General features: G+C 70.6%; 15 protein-coding genes. 11 read left to right on the top strand and 4 right to left on the bottom strand.

Annotation, left to right across the window (positions count from 1 at the left end; translation table 11 throughout):
- Positions 1 to 97: 97 nt before the first annotated feature.
- Positions 98 to 979: a tRNA pseudouridine(55) synthase TruB gene (gene truB / locus CHC09_RS02010; protein ID WP_179276919.1), complete on the top strand. Its 882-nt coding sequence runs from the start codon at positions 98 to 100 to the stop codon at positions 977 to 979.
- 37 nt (positions 980 to 1016) lie between these two features.
- Here truB and CHC09_RS02005 read toward each other — a convergent pair whose 3' ends face one another.
- Both CHC09_RS02005 and CHC09_RS02000 read right to left on the bottom strand, forming a co-directional pair.
- On the bottom strand, positions 1017 to 1418 hold the full coding sequence (locus CHC09_RS02005) for a response regulator (protein ID WP_239138091.1): 402 nt from the start codon (positions 1416 to 1418) through the stop codon (positions 1017 to 1019).
- Complete coding sequence (locus CHC09_RS02000; protein ID WP_089291188.1) at positions 1415 to 4207, bottom strand: ATP-binding response regulator; 2793 nt, start codon at positions 4205 to 4207, stop codon at positions 1415 to 1417. The genes CHC09_RS02005 and CHC09_RS02000 overlap by 4 nt, the downstream gene beginning before the upstream one ends.
- A 102-nt stretch (positions 4208 to 4309) precedes the next feature.
- On the opposite strand from CHC09_RS02000, the gene CHC09_RS01995 reads away from it, so the two are divergent.
- From CHC09_RS01995 to dapB, 6 genes are all read left to right on the top strand, one after another.
- Positions 4310 to 5242 (top strand): bifunctional riboflavin kinase/FAD synthetase, encoded by a 933-nt coding sequence (locus CHC09_RS01995; RefSeq protein ID WP_089291187.1) that lies wholly within the window; start codon positions 4310 to 4312, stop codon positions 5240 to 5242.
- Positions 5243 to 5356: 114 nt separating this feature from the next.
- Complete coding sequence (rpsO, locus tag CHC09_RS01990; RefSeq protein WP_089291186.1) at positions 5357 to 5626, top strand: 30S ribosomal protein S15; 270 nt, start codon at positions 5357 to 5359, stop codon at positions 5624 to 5626.
- A 193-nt stretch (positions 5627 to 5819) separates the two neighbouring features.
- Positions 5820 to 8141 carry a polyribonucleotide nucleotidyltransferase gene (locus tag CHC09_RS01985; RefSeq protein ID WP_089291185.1) on the top strand — a complete coding sequence of 774 codons (2322 nt, stop codon included), beginning with the start codon at positions 5820 to 5822 and terminating at the stop codon, positions 8139 to 8141.
- Entirely contained in the window at positions 8142 to 9473 is a 1332-nt protein-coding gene (locus tag CHC09_RS01980; RefSeq protein WP_089291184.1) for a M16 family metallopeptidase, read from the top strand.
- Between the two features lie 17 nt (positions 9474 to 9490).
- The gene (locus CHC09_RS01975; RefSeq protein ID WP_089291808.1) at positions 9491 to 10450 is read left to right on the top strand and encodes a phosphatase PAP2 family protein; all 960 of its coding nucleotides are present in this window, start codon (positions 9491 to 9493) and stop codon (positions 10448 to 10450) included.
- Positions 10451 to 10454: 4 nt separating this feature from the next.
- On the top strand, positions 10455 to 11213 hold the full coding sequence (gene dapB, locus CHC09_RS01970; protein ID WP_089291183.1) for a 4-hydroxy-tetrahydrodipicolinate reductase: 759 nt from the start codon (positions 10455 to 10457) through the stop codon (positions 11211 to 11213).
- 2 nt (positions 11214 to 11215) lie between these two features.
- Here dapB and CHC09_RS01965 read toward each other — a convergent pair whose 3' ends face one another.
- Positions 11216 to 11770: a GNAT family N-acetyltransferase gene (locus CHC09_RS01965; RefSeq protein ID WP_089291182.1), complete on the bottom strand. Its 555-nt coding sequence runs from the start codon at positions 11768 to 11770 to the stop codon at positions 11216 to 11218.
- Positions 11771 to 11779: 9 nt separating this feature from the next.
- Positions 11780 to 12286: a GNAT family N-acetyltransferase gene (locus CHC09_RS01960; RefSeq protein WP_089291181.1), complete on the bottom strand. Its 507-nt coding sequence runs from the start codon at positions 12284 to 12286 to the stop codon at positions 11780 to 11782.
- Between the two features lie 41 nt (positions 12287 to 12327).
- Between CHC09_RS01960 and CHC09_RS01955 the strand changes: the two genes are divergently transcribed.
- The 4 genes from CHC09_RS01955 to CHC09_RS01940 are packed head-to-tail and all read left to right on the top strand — an operon-like array spanning position 12328 to position 16730.
- Positions 12328 to 13545 carry a winged helix-turn-helix domain-containing protein gene (locus CHC09_RS01955; protein ID WP_089291180.1) on the top strand — a complete coding sequence of 406 codons (1218 nt, stop codon included), beginning with the start codon at positions 12328 to 12330 and terminating at the stop codon, positions 13543 to 13545.
- A gap of 17 nt (positions 13546 to 13562) precedes the next feature.
- On the top strand, positions 13563 to 14108 hold the full coding sequence (locus CHC09_RS01950; RefSeq protein WP_089291807.1) for a DUF2752 domain-containing protein: 546 nt from the start codon (positions 13563 to 13565) through the stop codon (positions 14106 to 14108).
- Positions 14109 to 14134: 26 nt separating this feature from the next.
- Positions 14135 to 15028, top strand: a complete 894-nt coding sequence (gene dapA / locus CHC09_RS01945; RefSeq protein WP_089291179.1) for a 4-hydroxy-tetrahydrodipicolinate synthase — start codon at positions 14135 to 14137, stop codon at positions 15026 to 15028.
- A gap of 13 nt (positions 15029 to 15041) precedes the next feature.
- Positions 15042 to 16730 (top strand): ribonuclease J, encoded by a 1689-nt coding sequence (locus tag CHC09_RS01940; RefSeq protein ID WP_089291178.1) that lies wholly within the window; start codon positions 15042 to 15044, stop codon positions 16728 to 16730.
- The last annotated feature ends 67 nt before the right edge of the window (positions 16731 to 16797 follow it).

The raw sequence follows: 16797 nt of genomic DNA, 5'->3' as shown, positions 1-16797 counted from the left end.
GATCTGTACCCCAGCGGACGCACGACATCCAGGTCTTGAAGTTGATCTCGATGGGCCCTCGGCGAACATGAACGAGCAGGAGTCATAGGGTGAACCGGTGGATGGGTTGATTGTGGTGGACAAGCCTGCCGGGATGACGTCGCACGACGTGGTGGCGCGGATCCGGCGGCTGGCGAAGACCCGTCGGGTGGGGCACGGCGGGACGCTCGATCCGATGGCGACCGGCGTGCTCGTCATCGGGGTGAACCGGGCCACCCGGCTGCTGACCTACGTGATCGGCTCCGAGAAGAGCTACACCGCGACGGTTCGCCTGGGCGAGGCGACCGTCACCGACGACGCCGAGGGCGATGTGACCGCGACCGCGTCCACCGCGGCCGTGACCGACGAGGCGATCCGCTCCGGTCTCGCCGTTCAGGTCGGCGAGATCGACCAGGTGCCGAGCGCGGTCAGCGCCATCAAGATCAACGGCCAGCGGGCGTACAAGCGGGTCCGTGACGGCGAGACGGTGGAGATCCCGGCGCGCCGGGTCACCGTGCACCGGCTCGACGTGCTGGACATCCGCCGCCCGGAGGGCCGGGACGTGATCGACGTCGACATCGACGTGACCTGCTCCTCCGGGACGTACATCCGGGCCATCGCCCGGGATCTGGGCACGTCGCTCCAGGTCGGCGGTCATCTCACGGCACTGCGCCGGACGGCGGTGGGCGGCATGACCCTCGACGCCGCGTCGACCCTGGAGCAGCTCGAGGAGCGTGCCCCGGACGTGGTCGGCCTGCCGCTGTCCGAGGCGGCCCGGCGGGCCTTCCCGCAGCGGGTCGCCACCGAGGAGGAGACCCGGGTCCTCCGGCACGGCGGTCCGTTGAGCACGGCCGGAATCGACGGGCCGTACGCGGTCTTCGACCCGGACGGCGAGGTGCTCGCGATCGTGAGCGAGCGGGACGGTCGTGCCCGCGCCGAGATCGTGCTCGCGCCGGCCTGAGGCCGCTCTTCGCGAGCGTCGCCTTGCTGCCGGGGCGTCAGCTGTGCAGGTGGCGGGCGACCGTGGCGACCAGATCAGCGGCGGCGTAGGGCTTGTCGAGGAAGTCGTCACAGCCCGCGTCCAGGGCGGCCTTCTGGTCCTGGGGCAGGACGCTGGCGGTCACCGCGACCACCACCGGCTTCGGGCGGTCCAACGGCGGGTCGTCCGCCTTCAACTCGCGGGCCAGCGTCAGGCCGTTGCCGTCCGGCAGGTTCAGGTCGAGCAGGATCAGGTCGAGCACGGTGTCGCGGACCCGTTCGCGTGCCTCGGTCAGGGTGCCGGCGTCGACCAGTTCGGCGTTGCGGACCGCGTCCACGCTCGCGCGCGAGAGGACCGCCTTGACCAGCATCCGGTTGAGTTCCTCGTCCTCCACGAGAAGGATGCGGTGCCGATCGCTCACTGGTCCTCCTTCAGGGGAACGGCCTCGGTCGATGCCGGGTGGGCGGTGCCGATGAACCGGCCGGGGACGGCGCTGCGCAACTGGACGGCGACGGCCGGCGGGTGGGCGCCGCCGGGGGTACGGCGAGCCGCCGGGTGGGCCGGGTGTTGGGCCGTCGGGTGGTGCCCGAGCAGCGGGGCCAGGCTTTCCCAGCCCGTACCGCCGGCCATCGCCTCGGCGACGACCCCGCCGGCCATCGCGGTCGCGAGCAGCGGGGCGGTGTCGCCGGGCCCGCGCTCGGCCAGCGCGGCGGCGCTCAGCCCCAGCACCGGCGTGTGCCGGCCGGCCGGATCCTGCTCGATCGCGGCGAGCAGGCTGAACCCGTCCGCCGCGGGAGACTGCATGTCGCAGACGATCAGGTCGAAATTCTCCGCGCGGCTGCGGGCCAGGCCGTCCCGGCCGTCCGCGCACGCCACCACATCGGCCCCGCCGGCGCGCAGGCCGTCCTCGATGGCCTGACGGACCGCGTCGTCGTGGTCGATCACCAGCACCCGCGGGGCCGGCCGGGCGGCGATCGCGTTGGCCAGTGCGGCGAGCAGCGCCGGTTGGTCGACCGGTTTGACGAAGTAGTCGTGTGCGCCGAGGGCCAGCCCGGCCGGGGCCTCGTCCAGGATGCTGGCGAAGAAGACCGGCACGGCGGCGAGTGCCGCGTCCGCCTTGAGCCGCCGGATGACCTCCCAGCCGGAGATGCCCGGCAGCTCCACGTCGAGAACGATGGCGTCCGGCCGGTGGGTCCGGGCCACCGCGAGGCCGCTCTCCCCGGTGCCGGCCACCTCGACCCGGTACCCGGCGTTGCTCAGCTGGGTCTGCGTCAGCTCGGCCGATTGCGGGTCGTCCTCGATGAGCAGGATGTACGGCGCGTCGGCGGCCCCGGCGGCGCTCGGCACCGCCACGGGCGCGGCGGGGAGCCGTACCGTGAAGGAACTGCCCTGGCCCGGCACCGAGCGCAGCATGATCTTTCCGTGCTGCGCCTCCACCAGCCGGCGCGTCAGCGCCAGGCCCAGGCCGGTTCCCCCGTGACCCGGTTCCGGGTCGCCGAGCTGCTGGAACTCCTCGAAGACGCGCTCCTTGTGGTGGTCCGCGATGCCCACCCCGGTGTCCGTGACCGTCACCCACACCTCGGTGTCCGATCCGGCAGTGGTGATCGTGATGGTGCCGCCGTTCGGGGTGAACTTGATCGCGTTGGAGAGCAGGTTCTCCGTGATCTGCCGCAGCCGGAGCCGGTCGGCCAGCGCGGTCGCCGGGGTCAGCTCGGTCGACACGGTCAGATTCTTCTCGGCGAAGAGCGGGGCCAGGGTGGTGAGCAGTTCCTCGACCGCGGTGTCCACCCGCACCGGGGCGACCCGCAGGTCCATCCGGCCGGCCTCGACCTTGGTCAGGTCCAGGATGTCGTTGATCAGGCCGAGCAGGTGCCGGCCGCTGCCGTGGATGTGATCGACCCAGTCGGCCGGCACCCGGCGACGGTCGCCCTCCGGCTCCTCCAGCCGCATCAGGTCGCTGAACCCGATGATCGCGTTGAGCGGCGTGCGCAGCTCGTGGCTCATGTTCGCCAGGAAGTTGCTCTTGGCCTTGTTCGCCCTGGTCAGCGCCTCGACCGAGTTGCTCAGCTCAGCCGTCAGCCGACGCTCGCGGACCGCCACCGACTGTCGCTCGGCGAGGACCCCGGCCTGCCCGCCGAGCTCCGCCAGCAGCCGCAGGTCGTCGTCGCTGGACAGATTGCGGTACCGGTTGAGCAGCAGGACCCAGCCCTCGACGTCGGGCGGCACCGGCATCCGCAGCACGGTGACGTAGGCGTCGCGCAGCTCCTCACCGAAGTGCCGGACCAGCGCCGGGTCGCCCTCCCGGAGCCGGGCCGGCCGGCCGGAGCGGATCAGCGCGGTCAGGTCGGCGTCGATCGGCTCGCTCAGCATCTCCAGTGGCGGGCCGGAGTAGGCGATCTGCTCCAGCACCGTCCCGCCGGGCGGCGGGAGCAGCACCGCGACCGCGTCCGCGCCGGTCTGCACCCGCATGATCTCGGCGTACGTCTGCCAGACCTCCTCGGGCGAGTCGGCCGGCGCGCGCAGCAGCCGCTCGGTGACCGACTGCACGGCGGTCGCCGAGGCCTGCCGGCGCAGCCAGCGTGGCGGCACGAACGCGACGAGGTAGCCGATGCCGCTGATCAGGGCGAGGACCCGGCTGGCGTTGGGATACCCCACACTCCCGGCGACGGCCGTGTTCCGGGCGGTGGTGGTGCCGATCACTGTGATCATGATCCCGAAGGTGAAGGTCGCCGCGGCGGCGGTCATCAGCCGGACCCGGGTCGTGCCGGTGCGGGTGCGGGCCGCACCGAACAGCAGGGCGGCGGCGATCATCTCGGCGGTCAGGAAGTACAGCACCGAGGCGGCGACCAGCACCGGCGGGAACGGCCGGGGGATCAGCGCCAGCGGGACCGCCAGGATCAGGAAGCCGATCAGCGTGCTGCGGGTCAGCGTGCTGGAGACGTGGCGTAACCGCCCGGCCAGGCGCATGGTCAGGTAAGGCTGGGCCATAAGGGGCACCGCCGTGACCACGTCGCCCCAGATCGGCCGGGAACCGGACGCCTGCCACAGCATGTCGAGTCCGAAGGCCAGCGTGCACGGGCCGAAGACCAGGGTGACATCTCGTTGCAGCGGGTCGCGCCGGCGCAGGTAGACGACCAGTGCGCGCAGGAAGAGCACCCCGAAGGTGAGATCCGCGGCGAGCAGAACGAGGCCGGTCCAGTCGATCGCCATATCGGGGCCAATCGTACCGATCCGGGCGCTCCCCAGGGGAGATACACCGGCTCCCCGCCATCGATAGGCTAGGGCCGACAACCGAACTGGAGGGGCTTCTCGATGCAGCGGTGGCGAGGATTGGATTCGGTTCCCGGCGGTTGGGGCCGGTCGGTCGTGACCATCGGTGTCTTCGACGGGGTGCACCGCGGACACCAGGCGATCATCGGGCACGCGGTGAAGCGCGCCCGGGACATGGGTCTGCAGTCGGTGGTGATGACCTTCGACCCGCACCCCTCTGAGGTGGTCCGCCCGGGCTCGCACCCGGCGGTGCTCACCGAGGCGATCCGCAAGGCGGAGCTGATCGAACGGCTCGGTGTGGACGCGCTCTGCGTGATTCCGTTCACGCCGGCGTTCTCCCAGCTCACCCCGGAAGAGTTCGTGCACGACGTGCTGGTCGAGGTATTGCACGCGGCCGATGTGGTGATCGGTGACAATTTCCGCTTCGGGCGCCGGGCGGCCGGTGACGCGGCGCTGCTGGAGAGCCTCGGGCGGACGTTCGGCTTCACGGTGGAGGACGCGCCGCTGGTCTCGGCGGACGGGGTGGTGTTCTCGTCGACGTACATCCGCAGCTGTGTCGACGCCGGGGACGTGCGTGCCGCGGCCGCCGCGCTCGGCCGCCCGCACCGCCTCTCCGGCGTGGTGATCCGCGGTGATCAACGCGGCCGTGAGCTGGGCTTTCCCACCGCTAACCTGATGACGCACCGCTACGCCGCGGTGCCCGCCGACGGTGTCTACGCCGCCTGGCTAACCCGCGGTGGGGAGAACGCCGGACGCTGGCCGGCCAGCGTCTCGATCGGCACCAATCCGACGTTCTCCGGGCGCGAGCGCCGGGTGGAGGCGTACGCACTCGGCTTCTCGGGTGATCTGTACGGCGAGCGGGTCAGCCTGGACTTCGTCGCGCATCTTCGCGAACAGCGGAAATACGATTCCATCGAACCGTTGATCGCGCAGATCAGGGCCGACGTGGAAGAGACCCGCGTGTTGCTTCGGTAACCCCCTGGTAGGGTTTGAGCGTCGTATGAATTATTCGACACCGGTCCCGCCACGCCTGCCCGACGCCGCGGGTTGCGGGAACCGCAGAATCGGCAACACAGAAGTTCGGAGATTATGGCGCTCGATCAAGAGACCAAGAACAAGATCATGGGTGAGTACGCGATCAAGGAGGGCGACACCGGTTCGCCCGAGGTTCAGGTCGCCATGCTCACCAAGCGGATCGCCGACCTGACCGAGCACCTCAAGTTCCACAAGCACGACCACCACAGCCGTCGTGGTCTGCTGCTGCTGGTCGGTCAGCGCCGCCGCCTGCTGAACTACGTTCAGAAGAAGGACATCGCGCGCTACCGGACGCTCATCGAGCGTCTCGGCCTGCGCCGATAGTTTTGCGAAGGGAGCGGCTCTAGCCGCTCCCTTCCGATTACCACCCCACGGACCCGCGCGGCTCACACCGGCAGCACCGGTCTCCGGTAGTGGTTCTCAGGCTTTCTCTTGACCTGGGCACTTCGATCGAAGACCGGCCTTCTGAACCGCGCTGTTAGACCGCCGGGTCCTCGACGAAGGAGTACCACACTTCATGACAGAGCAGACCGCTCTCGGGACGGAGTCCCGCACCGCGATCATCGACAACGGGGCGTTCGGCACCCGCGAGGTCGTGTTCTCGACCGGCCGCCTGGCCAAGCAGGCTGCCGGTTCGGTGATCGTCCAGCTCGGCGACACCACCGTTCTCTCCGCGACCACCGCGAGCAAGGCGCCGAAGGAGCACTTCGACTTCTTCCCGCTGACCGTCGACGTCGAGGAGCGGATGTACGCCGCGGGCCGGATCCCCGGCTCGTTCTTCCGGCGTGAGGGTCGTCCCAGCGAGGACGCCATCCTCACCTGCCGCCTGATCGACCGGCCGCTGCGCCCGTCGTTCACCAAGGGCCTGCGCAACGAGGTCCAGGTCGTCGAGACGGTCCTGGCGCTCGACCCGGCCCACCCGTACGACGTGGTCGCCATGAACGCGGCCTCGATGTCCACCAAGCTCTCCGGCCTGCCGTTCAGCGGTCCGGTCGGCTCCACCCGGGTCGCGCACGTCGAGGGCCAGTGGGTCGCGTTCCCGACCCTCGAGGAGCTCGAGCGGGCCACCTTCGACATGGTCGTGGCCGGCCGGGTCCTGGCCGACGGCGACGTCGCGATCATGATGGTCGAGGCCGAGGCCACCCCACACGCGATCAAGCTGATCCAGGCCGGTGCGACCGCTCCGACCGAGGAGATCGTGGCCAGCGGCCTGGAGGCCGCCAAGCCCGCGATCCGCGAGCTGTGCCGCGCGCAGAGCGAGCTTGCCGAGGTCGCCGCGAAGCCGGTCGCCGAGTTCCCGGTCTTCCTGGACTACCAGGACGACGTCTACGCCGCGGTGGCCGAGGCCGTTCGCGCGGAGACCGCCGAGGCGCTGACCATCGCCGGCAAGGCCGAGCGCGAGGAGGCCCTCGACCTGATCAAGGCGAAGGCGCACGAGCTGCTCGACGCCCGGTTTGAGGGCCGGGAGAAGGAGATCAGCGCCGCGTTCCGCTCGGTGACCAAGTCCGAGGTGCGCAACCGCGTGCTGCGCGAGCAGATCCGCATCGACGGCCGTGGCCCGCGTGACATCCGTCCGCTCAGCGCCCAGGTCGGCGTGCTGCCGCGGGTGCACGGCTCGGCGCTGTTCGAGCGTGGCGAGACCCAGATCCTGGGCGTCACCACCCTCAACATGCTGCGCCTGGAGCAGTCGCTGGACACTCTCGCCCCCGAGAAGACCAAGCGCTACATGCACAACTACAACTTCCCGCCGTACTCGACCGGTGAGACCGGCCGGGTGGGCTCGCCGAAGCGGCGTGAGATCGGCCACGGTGCGCTGGCCGAGCGCGCGCTCGTTCCGGTGCTGCCGTCGCGCGAGGAGTTCCCGTACGCGATCCGGCAGGTCTCCGAGGCCCTGAGCTCGAACGGCTCGACCTCGATGGGTTCGGTCTGCGCCTCGACGCTGGCCCTGCTCAGCGCCGGTGTGCCGCTGAAGGCCCCGGTCGCGGGTATCGCGATGGGCCTGATCTCGGACGAGATCGACGGCAAGACCGAGTACATCGCGCTGACCGACATCCTCGGCGCCGAGGACGCGTTCGGCGACATGGACTTCAAGGTCGCCGGCACCAGCGAGTTCGTCACCGCCCTGCAGCTGGACACCAAGCTCGACGGCATCCCGTCGGACGTGCTGGCCGGCGCTCTGCAGCAGGCGCACGAGGCCCGCGCCACCATCCTCGCCGTGATGACCGCGGCCATCGAGGCCCCGGCCGAGATGAGCGAGCACGCGCCGCGGGTCACCACCGTGAAGATCCCGGTCGACAAGATCGGCATGGTGATCGGCCCGAAGGGCCAGACCATCAATGCGATCCAGGACGAGACCGGCGCCGACATCTCCATCGAGGACGACGGCACGATCTACGTCGGCGCGACCAACGGCCCGGCGGCCGAGGCCGCGGTCGAGCGGATCAACGCGATCGCCAACCCGACCATGCCGAAGGCCGGTGACAAGTTCCTCGGCACCGTGGTGAAGACGGCCGCGTTCGGCGCGTTCATCTCGCTGCTGCCCGGCCGGGACGGTCTGCTGCACATCTCCAAGGTGGGCGACGGCAAGCGGGTCGAGAAGGTTGAGGACTTCCTCAACGTCGGCGACCGGGTCGAGGTCCAGATCGCGGAGATCGACCAGCGCGGCAAGATCTACCTGGACAAGGTCCGCCCGGAGGGTGAGGAGGCCCCGGCCGCCGCGGCTCCGGCCGCCGCGCCCGCCGAGGGCCGTCCGGAGCGCGCTCCGCGTGGCGAGGGTGGCGGCGAGCCGCGCCGTCGCCGGTCGCGCCCGTCCGGCGACCGTGGCGAACGCCGCGACTGAGTGACAGCGAACAACCGCGGGCCGGCCGAGAGGCCGGCCCGCGTTTCTACCCGGACCCTGCAGGACGGCGTACGTCTGACCGTCCTGCCCAGCGGTCTGCGCATCATCACCGAGGCGATCCCGACCACCCGCAGCGCCGCTCTCGGCATCTGGGTCGGGGTCGGCTCCCGTGACGAGACCCCGGCGATGTCCGGCGCCTCGCACTTCCTGGAGCACCTGCTCTTCAAGGGCACCCCGAAGCGCACCGCGTTGCAGATCTCCGCGGAGATCGAGGCGGTCGGCGGCGAGACCAACGCCTTCACCACGAAGGAGTTCACCTGCTACTACGCGCGGGTGCTCGACGCCGATCTGCCGCTGGCGGTGGACGTGCTGGTGGACGCGGTGGCCGACTCGATCCTCGAACCGGGGGACGTGGAGACCGAACGTGGCGTGATCCTCGAGGAGATCGCCATGCACGAGGACGAGCCGGGCGACGAGGTGCACGACGTCTTCGCCGAGGCGATCTACGGCGATCATCCGCTGGGCCGGTTGATCTCGGGTACCCCGGAGTCGGTCACCCCGATGACCCGGAACCAGATCAACAACTTCTACCGGAAGCGCTACCAGGCGCCCGAGGTGATCATCGCCGCGGCCGGCAACCTGGACCACGCCGCAGTGGTCCGGCTGGTACGCAAGGCGCTGGCCGGGACGCCGCTGGACACCGAGCCCGCCGAGCCGGCCGGGCCCCGTCCGGGCGACAAGCGGGTCCGGGTGCGCAAGCCGCAGACCGTTGTCCTGCACCGCGACACCGAGCAGGCGCACATCGTGCTCGGCACGGTCGGCCTGAGCCGGTACGACGACCGCCGCTTCGCCCTGGGCGTGCTGAACAACGTTCTCGGCGGCGGCATGTCGAGCCGCCTCTTCCAGGAGATCCGGGAGAAGCGGGGCCTGGCGTACTCGGTGTACTCGTACGCCAGCCAGTACGCCGATTCCGGCCTGTTCGGCGTCTACGCCGGCTGTGCCCCGGGCAAGGCCGGCGAGGTGCTCGACCTGATCCGCACCGAACTCGAACGGGTGGCTGAGAGCGGAATCACCGCCGAGGAGCTGGTTCGAGGCCGGGGCATGGCCAAGGGCGCGTACGTCCTGGGCCTGGAGGACACCGGTTCCCGGATGAGCCGGCTGGCCAAGTCCGAGCTGCTCTACGGCGACCTGATGAGCGTGGACGAGCTGCTGACCCGGGTCGACGCGGTGACGATCGCCGATGTCGGGCAGGTTGCGGCCGACATACTCGCACGTGAACAGTCCCTGGCTGTGGTCGGGCCGTTCGACGAGGGCGCGTTTCCCCCTGGTTAACCTTGGTTCCTGTGACGATGCTGGAGACCCCGCCCGAGACACCCGCTACCCCGACGCCTCCCGACCTGCGCAGGCGACGGATCATCGGGATGCTGATCTGGGCGGTGGTCTTCGCCGTCGGGGTCTGGTTCATCGGGGTGCCCACCAGTGACCCGCTGATCGCGTTCGGGTGGCTGTGGCTGGCCACCATCGCGTGGCGCAACCACGCGCCGCTCCGGACCCACCTGAGCTTCCTGCGGGACTGGCTGCCGATCGCGCTGCTGCTGGTGGTCTACAACGTCTCCCGCAGCTGGGCCGACGACTTCTTCGCCCCGCACGTGACCCCGCTGATCGACACGGACAAGGCGATGTGGGGCTGGCTCACCGGCGGCCAGGTGCCGACGACCTGGCTCCAGGAGCATCTCTACCACCCCGGGCAGACGCCGTGGTGGCTGGCGATCGTCACCCTGGTCTACGTCTCGCACTTCCTGACCGTGCCGACCATCGCGGTGATCCTCTGGGTGCGCGACCGGCGGTCCTGGGCCCGGTTCATGCGCCGGTGGTTCACGCTCTGCGTGTTCGGGCTGGCGACCTACTTCCTCTACCCGGCCGCCCCGCCGTGGTGGGCCCACGAGCACCGACAGCTCGCCGAGCCGGTCGCCCGGATCTCCACCAACGGCTGGGACGTGATCGGCCTGCACGGTGCCGGGAACACCCTCAACGCGCTGCAGGTGGAGCAGTCCAACCCGGTCGCGGCGATGCCCTCGCTGCACACCGCCTGGGCGATGATGGCGGTCGCGTTCTTCCTGCCGCTGGTGCGCCGGCGGTGGTGGCCGCTGCTGTTGGCGTACCCGCTGGCGATGACCTTCACGCTGGTCTACACCGGGGAGCACTACGTGATCGACGTGCTGGTCGGATGGGCGTACGTCGGGCTGGTGTTCCTGGTCGTGGGCCTCGCCGAGCGGTGGTGGGCGGCCCGTCGCCGTACGTTAAGTTGACGCTGTGACTGACCTGTCTGAACCCATCCGTGTCGGTGTCCTCGGCGCCCGGGGCCGTATGGGCCTCGAGGTGTGCAAGGCGGTCGACGCCGCCGCCGATCTCGACCTGGTCGCGCTGATCAACCAGGGCGACTCCCTGGAGAGTGCCAGCGGGTCGGGCGCGCGGGTGCTGGTCGACTTCACCAACCCCGGCGTGGTGATGGAGAACCTGCGCTGGGCGATCGGCCAGGGCATCCACGTGGTGGTCGGCACGTCCGGGTTCACCGAGGAGCGGCTGGCGCAGGTGCGCGGCTGGCTCGCCGAGAAGCCCGGTGTCGGCGTCGTGATCGCGCCGAACTTCGGCATCGGCGCGATCCTGATGATGCGTTTCGCCGCGAGCGCGGCGCGTTACTTCGACTCGGTGGAGATCATCGAGCAGCACCACCCGCGCAAGCTGGACGCGCCCAGCGGCACCGCGATGCACACCGCCCGGTTGATCGCCGAGGCGCGCAAGGCCGCCAACTGCCCGCCGATGCCGGACGCCACCCAGGAGGAGCTCGACGGTGCCCGCGGGACCGACATCGACGGTGTCCGCGTGCACGCCGTCCGGGCCGCCGGCCTGGTGGCGCACCAGGAGGTGCTCTTCGGCGCGGCCGGCGAGACGCTGACCATCCGGCACGACTCGCTGGACCGGTCCTCGTTCATGCCGGGCGTGGTGCTCGCGGTGCGCGAGGTCGTCAAGCGCCCTGGCCTGACCCTGGGCCTGGACGAACTGCTCGACTGAGGTCAGAGCTCGACGTGCAGGCGGAGCTGGGGGACGAGCAGGTCGTCGACGTCCAGCGCCCGCCCCGCGCCGTCCGGCTCCCAGCCGGCCGATTCGAGGAATTTGCGCATCACCGCGTCGGCGTCGTAGGCCCAGGCCACCGCGTATCGGAAGCCGTCCTCGCGCCACAGGTCCACGGCGGCGGCGAGCAACCTGCTGCCGTGGCCCCGGCGCCCCCAGCGCGGCTCGATGAGCAGGTCGGTGACGGCCGCGATGCCCTCGGGCAGCGGCGGCTCCTCCGGCGCCAGGGCCTGCTCGTCGGCCGGACCGGCGGCGGCGAACCCGACCACGTGCTCGGCGGTCTCGCCCTGCTCCACCGCGATCAGCACCCGGTGCCGCGGTGAGGGCGGTGCGGTGATCGCCTCGGTCCAGCCGTCGGTCAGCGCCGCGACGTCGAGCTGGGCGAGCACATGTGCGGGGAACATCCTCCGGTAGGCGCCGCGCCAGGTGGTGATCTGGACACGAGCGATCTCCGGGGCGTCCTCGGGACGCGCGGGACGAACGAAGCCGAGAGCCATGGCGGCAGCCTACAGACGAGCGCGGTAGCGGAGTTTCGGCAGTTCGATCCCGGCGTCCAGCAGCCGGTGTGGCGCGGGCACTCCGTCGGTGGTCATCCCGGCCCGCTCGTAGAACCGCCGGGCCCGCTCGTTGGCGGCCAGCACCCAGAGCCGCATCTCCGGGTAGCAGTCGTCTTTCAGGATCCGCCGGGCCTCGGCGAACAGTCGCCAGCCGGCATCGGTGCCCCACTCACCCGGGTCGACGTAGATCGAGTAGAGCTCGCCGGGTCCCGGATCGTCCCGGTCCAGCCCGAAACTGGCGAACCCGACGATCCGGAGGTCCTGCTCGGCGATCAGGGTGTGCAGTCCGGGCCGCCCGTGAAGACTCCGGCGGCGCTCGGCGAAGACCACCGGGTCGAGGGACGCGAGATGGGCGGCGGGTAGCAGCCCGGCGTAGCTCGCCTGGATGCTGCGCACGTGCACGGCGGCGACCACGTCGAAATCGGCCTCGGTCTGCGCCCGGATCGATGTCACCACCCCGGCGACTTTGTCATACCCCTGGCCTACTCTGCATCCCGATGACCAGTCTCGAGACGATCTCCGTCGCGCAGGCCCGCCGGATCACTCTGGCCGCGCAGGGCTTCACCGACTCGAAACCGGGCGGCACGGCCGGCCCGCGCCATGTTCGCCGGGTGCTGCGCCGTCTGCATCTGATCCAGATGGACTCGGTGAACGTGCTGCAGCGGGCCCACTTCATGCCGCTCTACAGCCGTCTTGGGCCCTACCCGGCGGGTCTGCTGGAGCGGGCGGCCTATCAGAAACCCCGCGAGCTGTTCGAGTTCTGGGGGCACGAGGCCTCCCTGATCCGGACCGAGCTCCAGCCGCTGTTCCGCTGGCGGATGGCGCGCGCCGGTGAATATGCGTGGGGCAACATGCGCCGGATCGTCGCCGAGCAGCCCGAGCTGGTCGCCTGGGTGCTCGACGAGGTGCGCCGGCGCGGCCCGATCACGGCGAACGAGATCGAGCACGACGCCCCGCGCCGCAAGGACCACTGGGGATGGAACTGGTCGGTGGTCAAGCAGGCCCTGGAGTGGCTCTTCTGGAGTGGGCAGGTGACCGCCGCCGAGCGGACCACGTCCTTCGCCCGCCGCTACGACCTGCCCGAGCGGGCGTTGCCGGCCGCGGTGCTGAACGCGCCGACGCCCGAGCCGGCGGAGGCCTTCCGGTCCCTGGTCGAGCTCTCGGCGCGGGCCCTGGGCGTGGCCGCCGAGCCGGAGCTGCGGGACTATTTCCGGCTGCCCACCCAGGCCGCCCGCACGGCGGTGGCCGAGCTGGTCGAGGCCGGAGTGCTGCGCCCGGTGACGGTCCGCGGCTGGAAACCGGTGGCCTACCTGCACGCCGACGCGAAACTGCCGCGCCGGGTCGACGTGGCCACCCTGATCAGCCCGTTCGACCCGTTGATCTGGCAGCGTGAGCGCACCGAGCGGCTCTTCGACCTGAATTACCGCATCGAGATCTACGTGCCGAAACCCAAGCGGCTGTACGGGTACTACGTGCTGCCGTTCCTGCTCGGCGACGGTTTCGCGGCCCGGGTCGACCTCAAGGCGAACCGGCAGGCCGGGGTGCTCGAGGTGCCGGCCGCCTGGCTCGAGCCCCGGGCCGATCAGGAGGTCACCGCCGAGGCGCTCGCCGCCGAGCTGCGCAGGCTGGCCGGCTGGCTCGGCCTGGACGCCGTCGCGGCCCCGGTCGCCGGCGATTTCGCGGGCCCGCTCGCGGCGGCGGTCAAGGCCCTCTGAGGTGTACCGTGGCGCTCATGAGCACCGACCTCCCGCCCTGGCTGGAGGCCCAGCCGTTGCAGGGTCCCCCGGTGCCCCCCGACTGGCCGGCGTATCGGTTCTACACCGCTCCCCAGCCGGACCGGATCACCCGCTTCTTCGACCGTCTCGCGACCCGCTCGCCGATCTGGCTCGCCCCACTCGCGGTGCTGGCCTGCATGGGCGGCGCGGTCGGCTACACGCTGGTCACCGACCCGGCCTCCGCGGAGGCCGGCGCCGAGCCCACCTGCCTGCTGAAATACACGACCGGCTTCGTCTGCCCGGGCTGCGGCGGCACCCGTGCCGCGTGGTACCTGTTGCACGGCGACCTGCCGGCGGCGGCCCGGCACCACGCGCTCTTCGTCTTCGCGGTGCCCTTCCTTCTCTATATGTACTTTGCCTGGGCCGGCCGGAAACTGTTCCGGTGGAGGATTCCGCAACTGACGGTCACTCCGACCGCCATGATCACATTCATGGCGGTCTGGGCGGTCTGGAGCGTCCTGCGTAACCTGCCCTGGGCCCCGTTCACCGCTTTCTACGTGTGACCAAGGCGTCCGATAGGTTGTCAGGTATGACGCACCACCCGCGGCCCTTCGGCCGGCTGCTGACCGCCATGGTCACCCCGTTCGCTCCGGACGGCTCCCTGGACATCGAGGGTGCGGCACGCCTGGCCGCCCACCTCGTCGACGAGCAGCGCAACGACGCGCTCGTGATCAGCGGCACCACCGGGGAGTCCCCGACCACCTCCGACGCGGAGAAGGAAACGCTCCTGCGCGCCGTGGTCGAGGCCGTCGGCGACCGGGCCAAGGTCGTGGCCGGGGTCGGCACCAACAACACCGCGCACACCATCGAGCTGGCGCAGGCCGCCGAGAAGGCCGGTGCGCACGGCCTGCTGGTCGTCACCCCGTACTACAACAAGCCTCCGCAGGCCGGTGTGCTGCGCCACTTCCTGGCGGTGGCCGACGCGTCCGGGCTGCCGATCATGGCGTATGACATTCCGCACCGGGCCGGGACGGCGATCACCACCGAGACCATGTGCCGCCTCGCCGAGCACGAGCGGATCGTCGCGGTGAAGGACGCCAAGGGCGACCTGATCGCCAGCTCGTGGGTGCTGAGCCGGACCGGTCTGGCGTACTACTCCGGCGACGACGCGGCCACCCTGCCGCTGCTCTCGATCGGCGGGGTGGGCCTGGTCGGCACCTCCTCGCACTTCACCGGTGTGCTGGCGAAGGGCATGATCGAGGCGTACGAGCGGGGGGACACGGCCGCCGCGCTGGCCCTGCACCGCCAGGCTCTGCCGCTGTTCACCGGCATTTTCCGGTCCCCGGGGACGATGCTGGTGAAGGCCGGCCTCAACGCTTCCGGACTGCCCGCGGGCCCGGTCCGGTCACCGCTCGTCGACGCGAGCGACGAGGAACTGAAGCAACTGCGCCAGGACGCCGCCGCGGCCGGCATCGTGCTCTGACAGGAAGAGGCGAATGAGTCAAGCTCACGTGGAGCTCGGTCCGCCGCCGCCGCTGCCGGAGGGCGCCCTGCGCGTCATCCCGCTCGGCGGGCTCGGCGCCATCGGCCGGAACATGACGGTCCTCGAGTTCGACGGCAAACTACTGGTGATCGACTGCGGGGTGCTCTTCCCGGATGTCGAGCAACCGGGTGTGGACCTGATCCTCCCCGATTTCGCGCCCATTCTGGACCGGCTCGAGGACGTCCAGGCGATCGTGCTGACCCACGGTCACGAGGACCACATCGGTGCCGTGCCGTACCTGCTGGCACACAAGGCGGACATCCCGCTGGTCGGGTCGGAGTTCACCCTCGCGCTGGTCGAGGCGAAACTGGCCGAGCGCCGGCTGGATCCGTACACGTTGACCGTGCGGGAGGGCGGCATCGAGCGGCTGGGCCCGTTCGAGTGTGAGTTCTTCGCGGTGAACCACTCGATCCCGGACGCGCTGGCGGTCGCCGTGCGTACCCCGGCCGGTCTGGTGCTGCACACCGGCGACTTCAAGATGGACCAGGTCCCGCTGGACGGCCGGATCACCGACCTGGCCGGGTTCGCCCGGCTCGGTGCCGAGGGCGTCGACCTGCTGCTCTCCGACTCGACCAACGCCGAGGTGCCCGGTTTCGTGGCGCCGGAGCGGGACATCGGCCCGGTGCTCAGCTCGATCTTCGGCAAGGCCCGCGGCCGGATCATCGTGGCCAGCTTCGCCTCCCACGTGCACCGCGTCCAGCAGGTGATGGACGCCGCCTGGGAGTACGAGCGGAAGGTCGCCCTGATCGGCCGCTCGATGGTCCGCAACATGGGCATCGCCCGGGACCTCGGCCTGCTGCGCATCCCGGACGGCCTGCTGGTCGGGCTGGACGAGGCCACCCACCTGCCGCCGGACGAGATCGTCTTCATGTCCACCGGGTCGCAGGGCGAGCCGATGAGCGCCCTGGGCCGGATGTCCACCGGGGACCACCGGCACATCACCATCGAGTCCGGCGACACGGTGGTGCTGGCCAGTTCCCTGGTGCCGGGCAACGAGACCTCGGTCTACCGGGTGATCAACCAGCTCTCCCGGGCCGGCGCCACGGTCATCCACAAGGAGACCGCCAAGGTGCACGTCTCCGGCCACGCGCCGGCCGGCGAGCTGCTCTACCTGCTGAACGTGACCCGGCCCAGCAACCTGATGCCGGTGCACGGCGAGTGGCGGCACCTGCGGGCGCACGCCCAGCTCGGCATCGAGTCCGGGGTCGCCCCGGACCGCGTGGTGCTCTGCGAGGACGGCGACGTGGTGGACCTGGTCGAGGGCCACGCCCGCGTGGTCGGCCGGGTTCGCAGCCGGTACGTCTACGTCGACGGCCTAGCGGTCGGTGACGTCAGCGAGTCGCTGCTCACCGAGCGGCGGATCCTCGGCGACGGCGGGTTCATCTCCGCCACCGTGGTCATCGACTCGGTGACCGGCAAGGTGGTCGGCGAGCCGAGCGTGTCCGCGAAGGGGTTCTCCGAGGACCCGGAGGCGTTCAACCCGGTGATCCCGCTGCTGACCGCCGCGCTGCACCGGTCCGCCGAGGACGGCATCACCGATACGCACCAGCTTCAGCAGGTGGTTCGCCGGACGGTCGGGCGCTGGGTGAACGACGCCTACCGCCGCCGGCCGATGATCGTTCCGACGGTCGTCGAGGTCTGAGGAAGGGCGGGCGCGGTTTAAGAGAGGCTTTAGGTTTCCTTTGAAACCTGTGAAAGTCGATTTGTTC

Origin of the sequence: Actinoplanes regularis, from assembly GCF_900188005.1 — a bacterium.
Taxonomy (GTDB): Bacteria; Actinomycetota; Actinomycetes; order Mycobacteriales; family Micromonosporaceae; genus Actinoplanes; species Actinoplanes regularis.
Note: the sequence above shows the minus strand (reverse complement) of the source record. Positions and strands in the feature narration are given on the sequence as shown.

What these genes read in the sequence shown, in the direction of transcription:
- rpsO (WP_089291186.1), top strand. Translation starts at nt 5,357, where the DNA reads ATGGCGCTCGATCAAGAGACCAAGAACAAGATCATGGGTGAGTACGCG.
- CHC09_RS01985 (WP_089291185.1), top strand. Translation starts at nt 5,820, where the DNA reads ATGACAGAGCAGACCGCTCTCGGGACGGAGTCCCGCACCGCGATCATC.
- CHC09_RS01955 (WP_089291180.1), top strand. Translation starts at nt 12,328, where the DNA reads ATGACCAGTCTCGAGACGATCTCCGTCGCGCAGGCCCGCCGGATCACT.
- dapA (WP_089291179.1), top strand. Translation starts at nt 14,135, where the DNA reads ATGACGCACCACCCGCGGCCCTTCGGCCGGCTGCTGACCGCCATGGTC.
- CHC09_RS01965 (WP_089291182.1), bottom strand. Translation starts at nt 11,770, where the DNA reads ATGGCTCTCGGCTTCGTTCGTCCCGCGCGTCCCGAGGACGCCCCGGAG.
- CHC09_RS02000 (WP_089291188.1), bottom strand. Translation starts at nt 4,207, where the DNA reads ATGGCGATCGACTGGACCGGCCTCGTTCTGCTCGCCGCGGATCTCACC.
- CHC09_RS01975 (WP_089291808.1), top strand. Translation starts at nt 9,491, where the DNA reads ATGCTGGAGACCCCGCCCGAGACACCCGCTACCCCGACGCCTCCCGAC.
- CHC09_RS01940 (WP_089291178.1), top strand. Translation starts at nt 15,042, where the DNA reads ATGAGTCAAGCTCACGTGGAGCTCGGTCCGCCGCCGCCGCTGCCGGAG.
- CHC09_RS01950 (WP_089291807.1), top strand. Translation starts at nt 13,563, where the DNA reads ATGAGCACCGACCTCCCGCCCTGGCTGGAGGCCCAGCCGTTGCAGGGT.
- CHC09_RS01995 (WP_089291187.1), top strand. Translation starts at nt 4,310, where the DNA reads ATGCAGCGGTGGCGAGGATTGGATTCGGTTCCCGGCGGTTGGGGCCGG.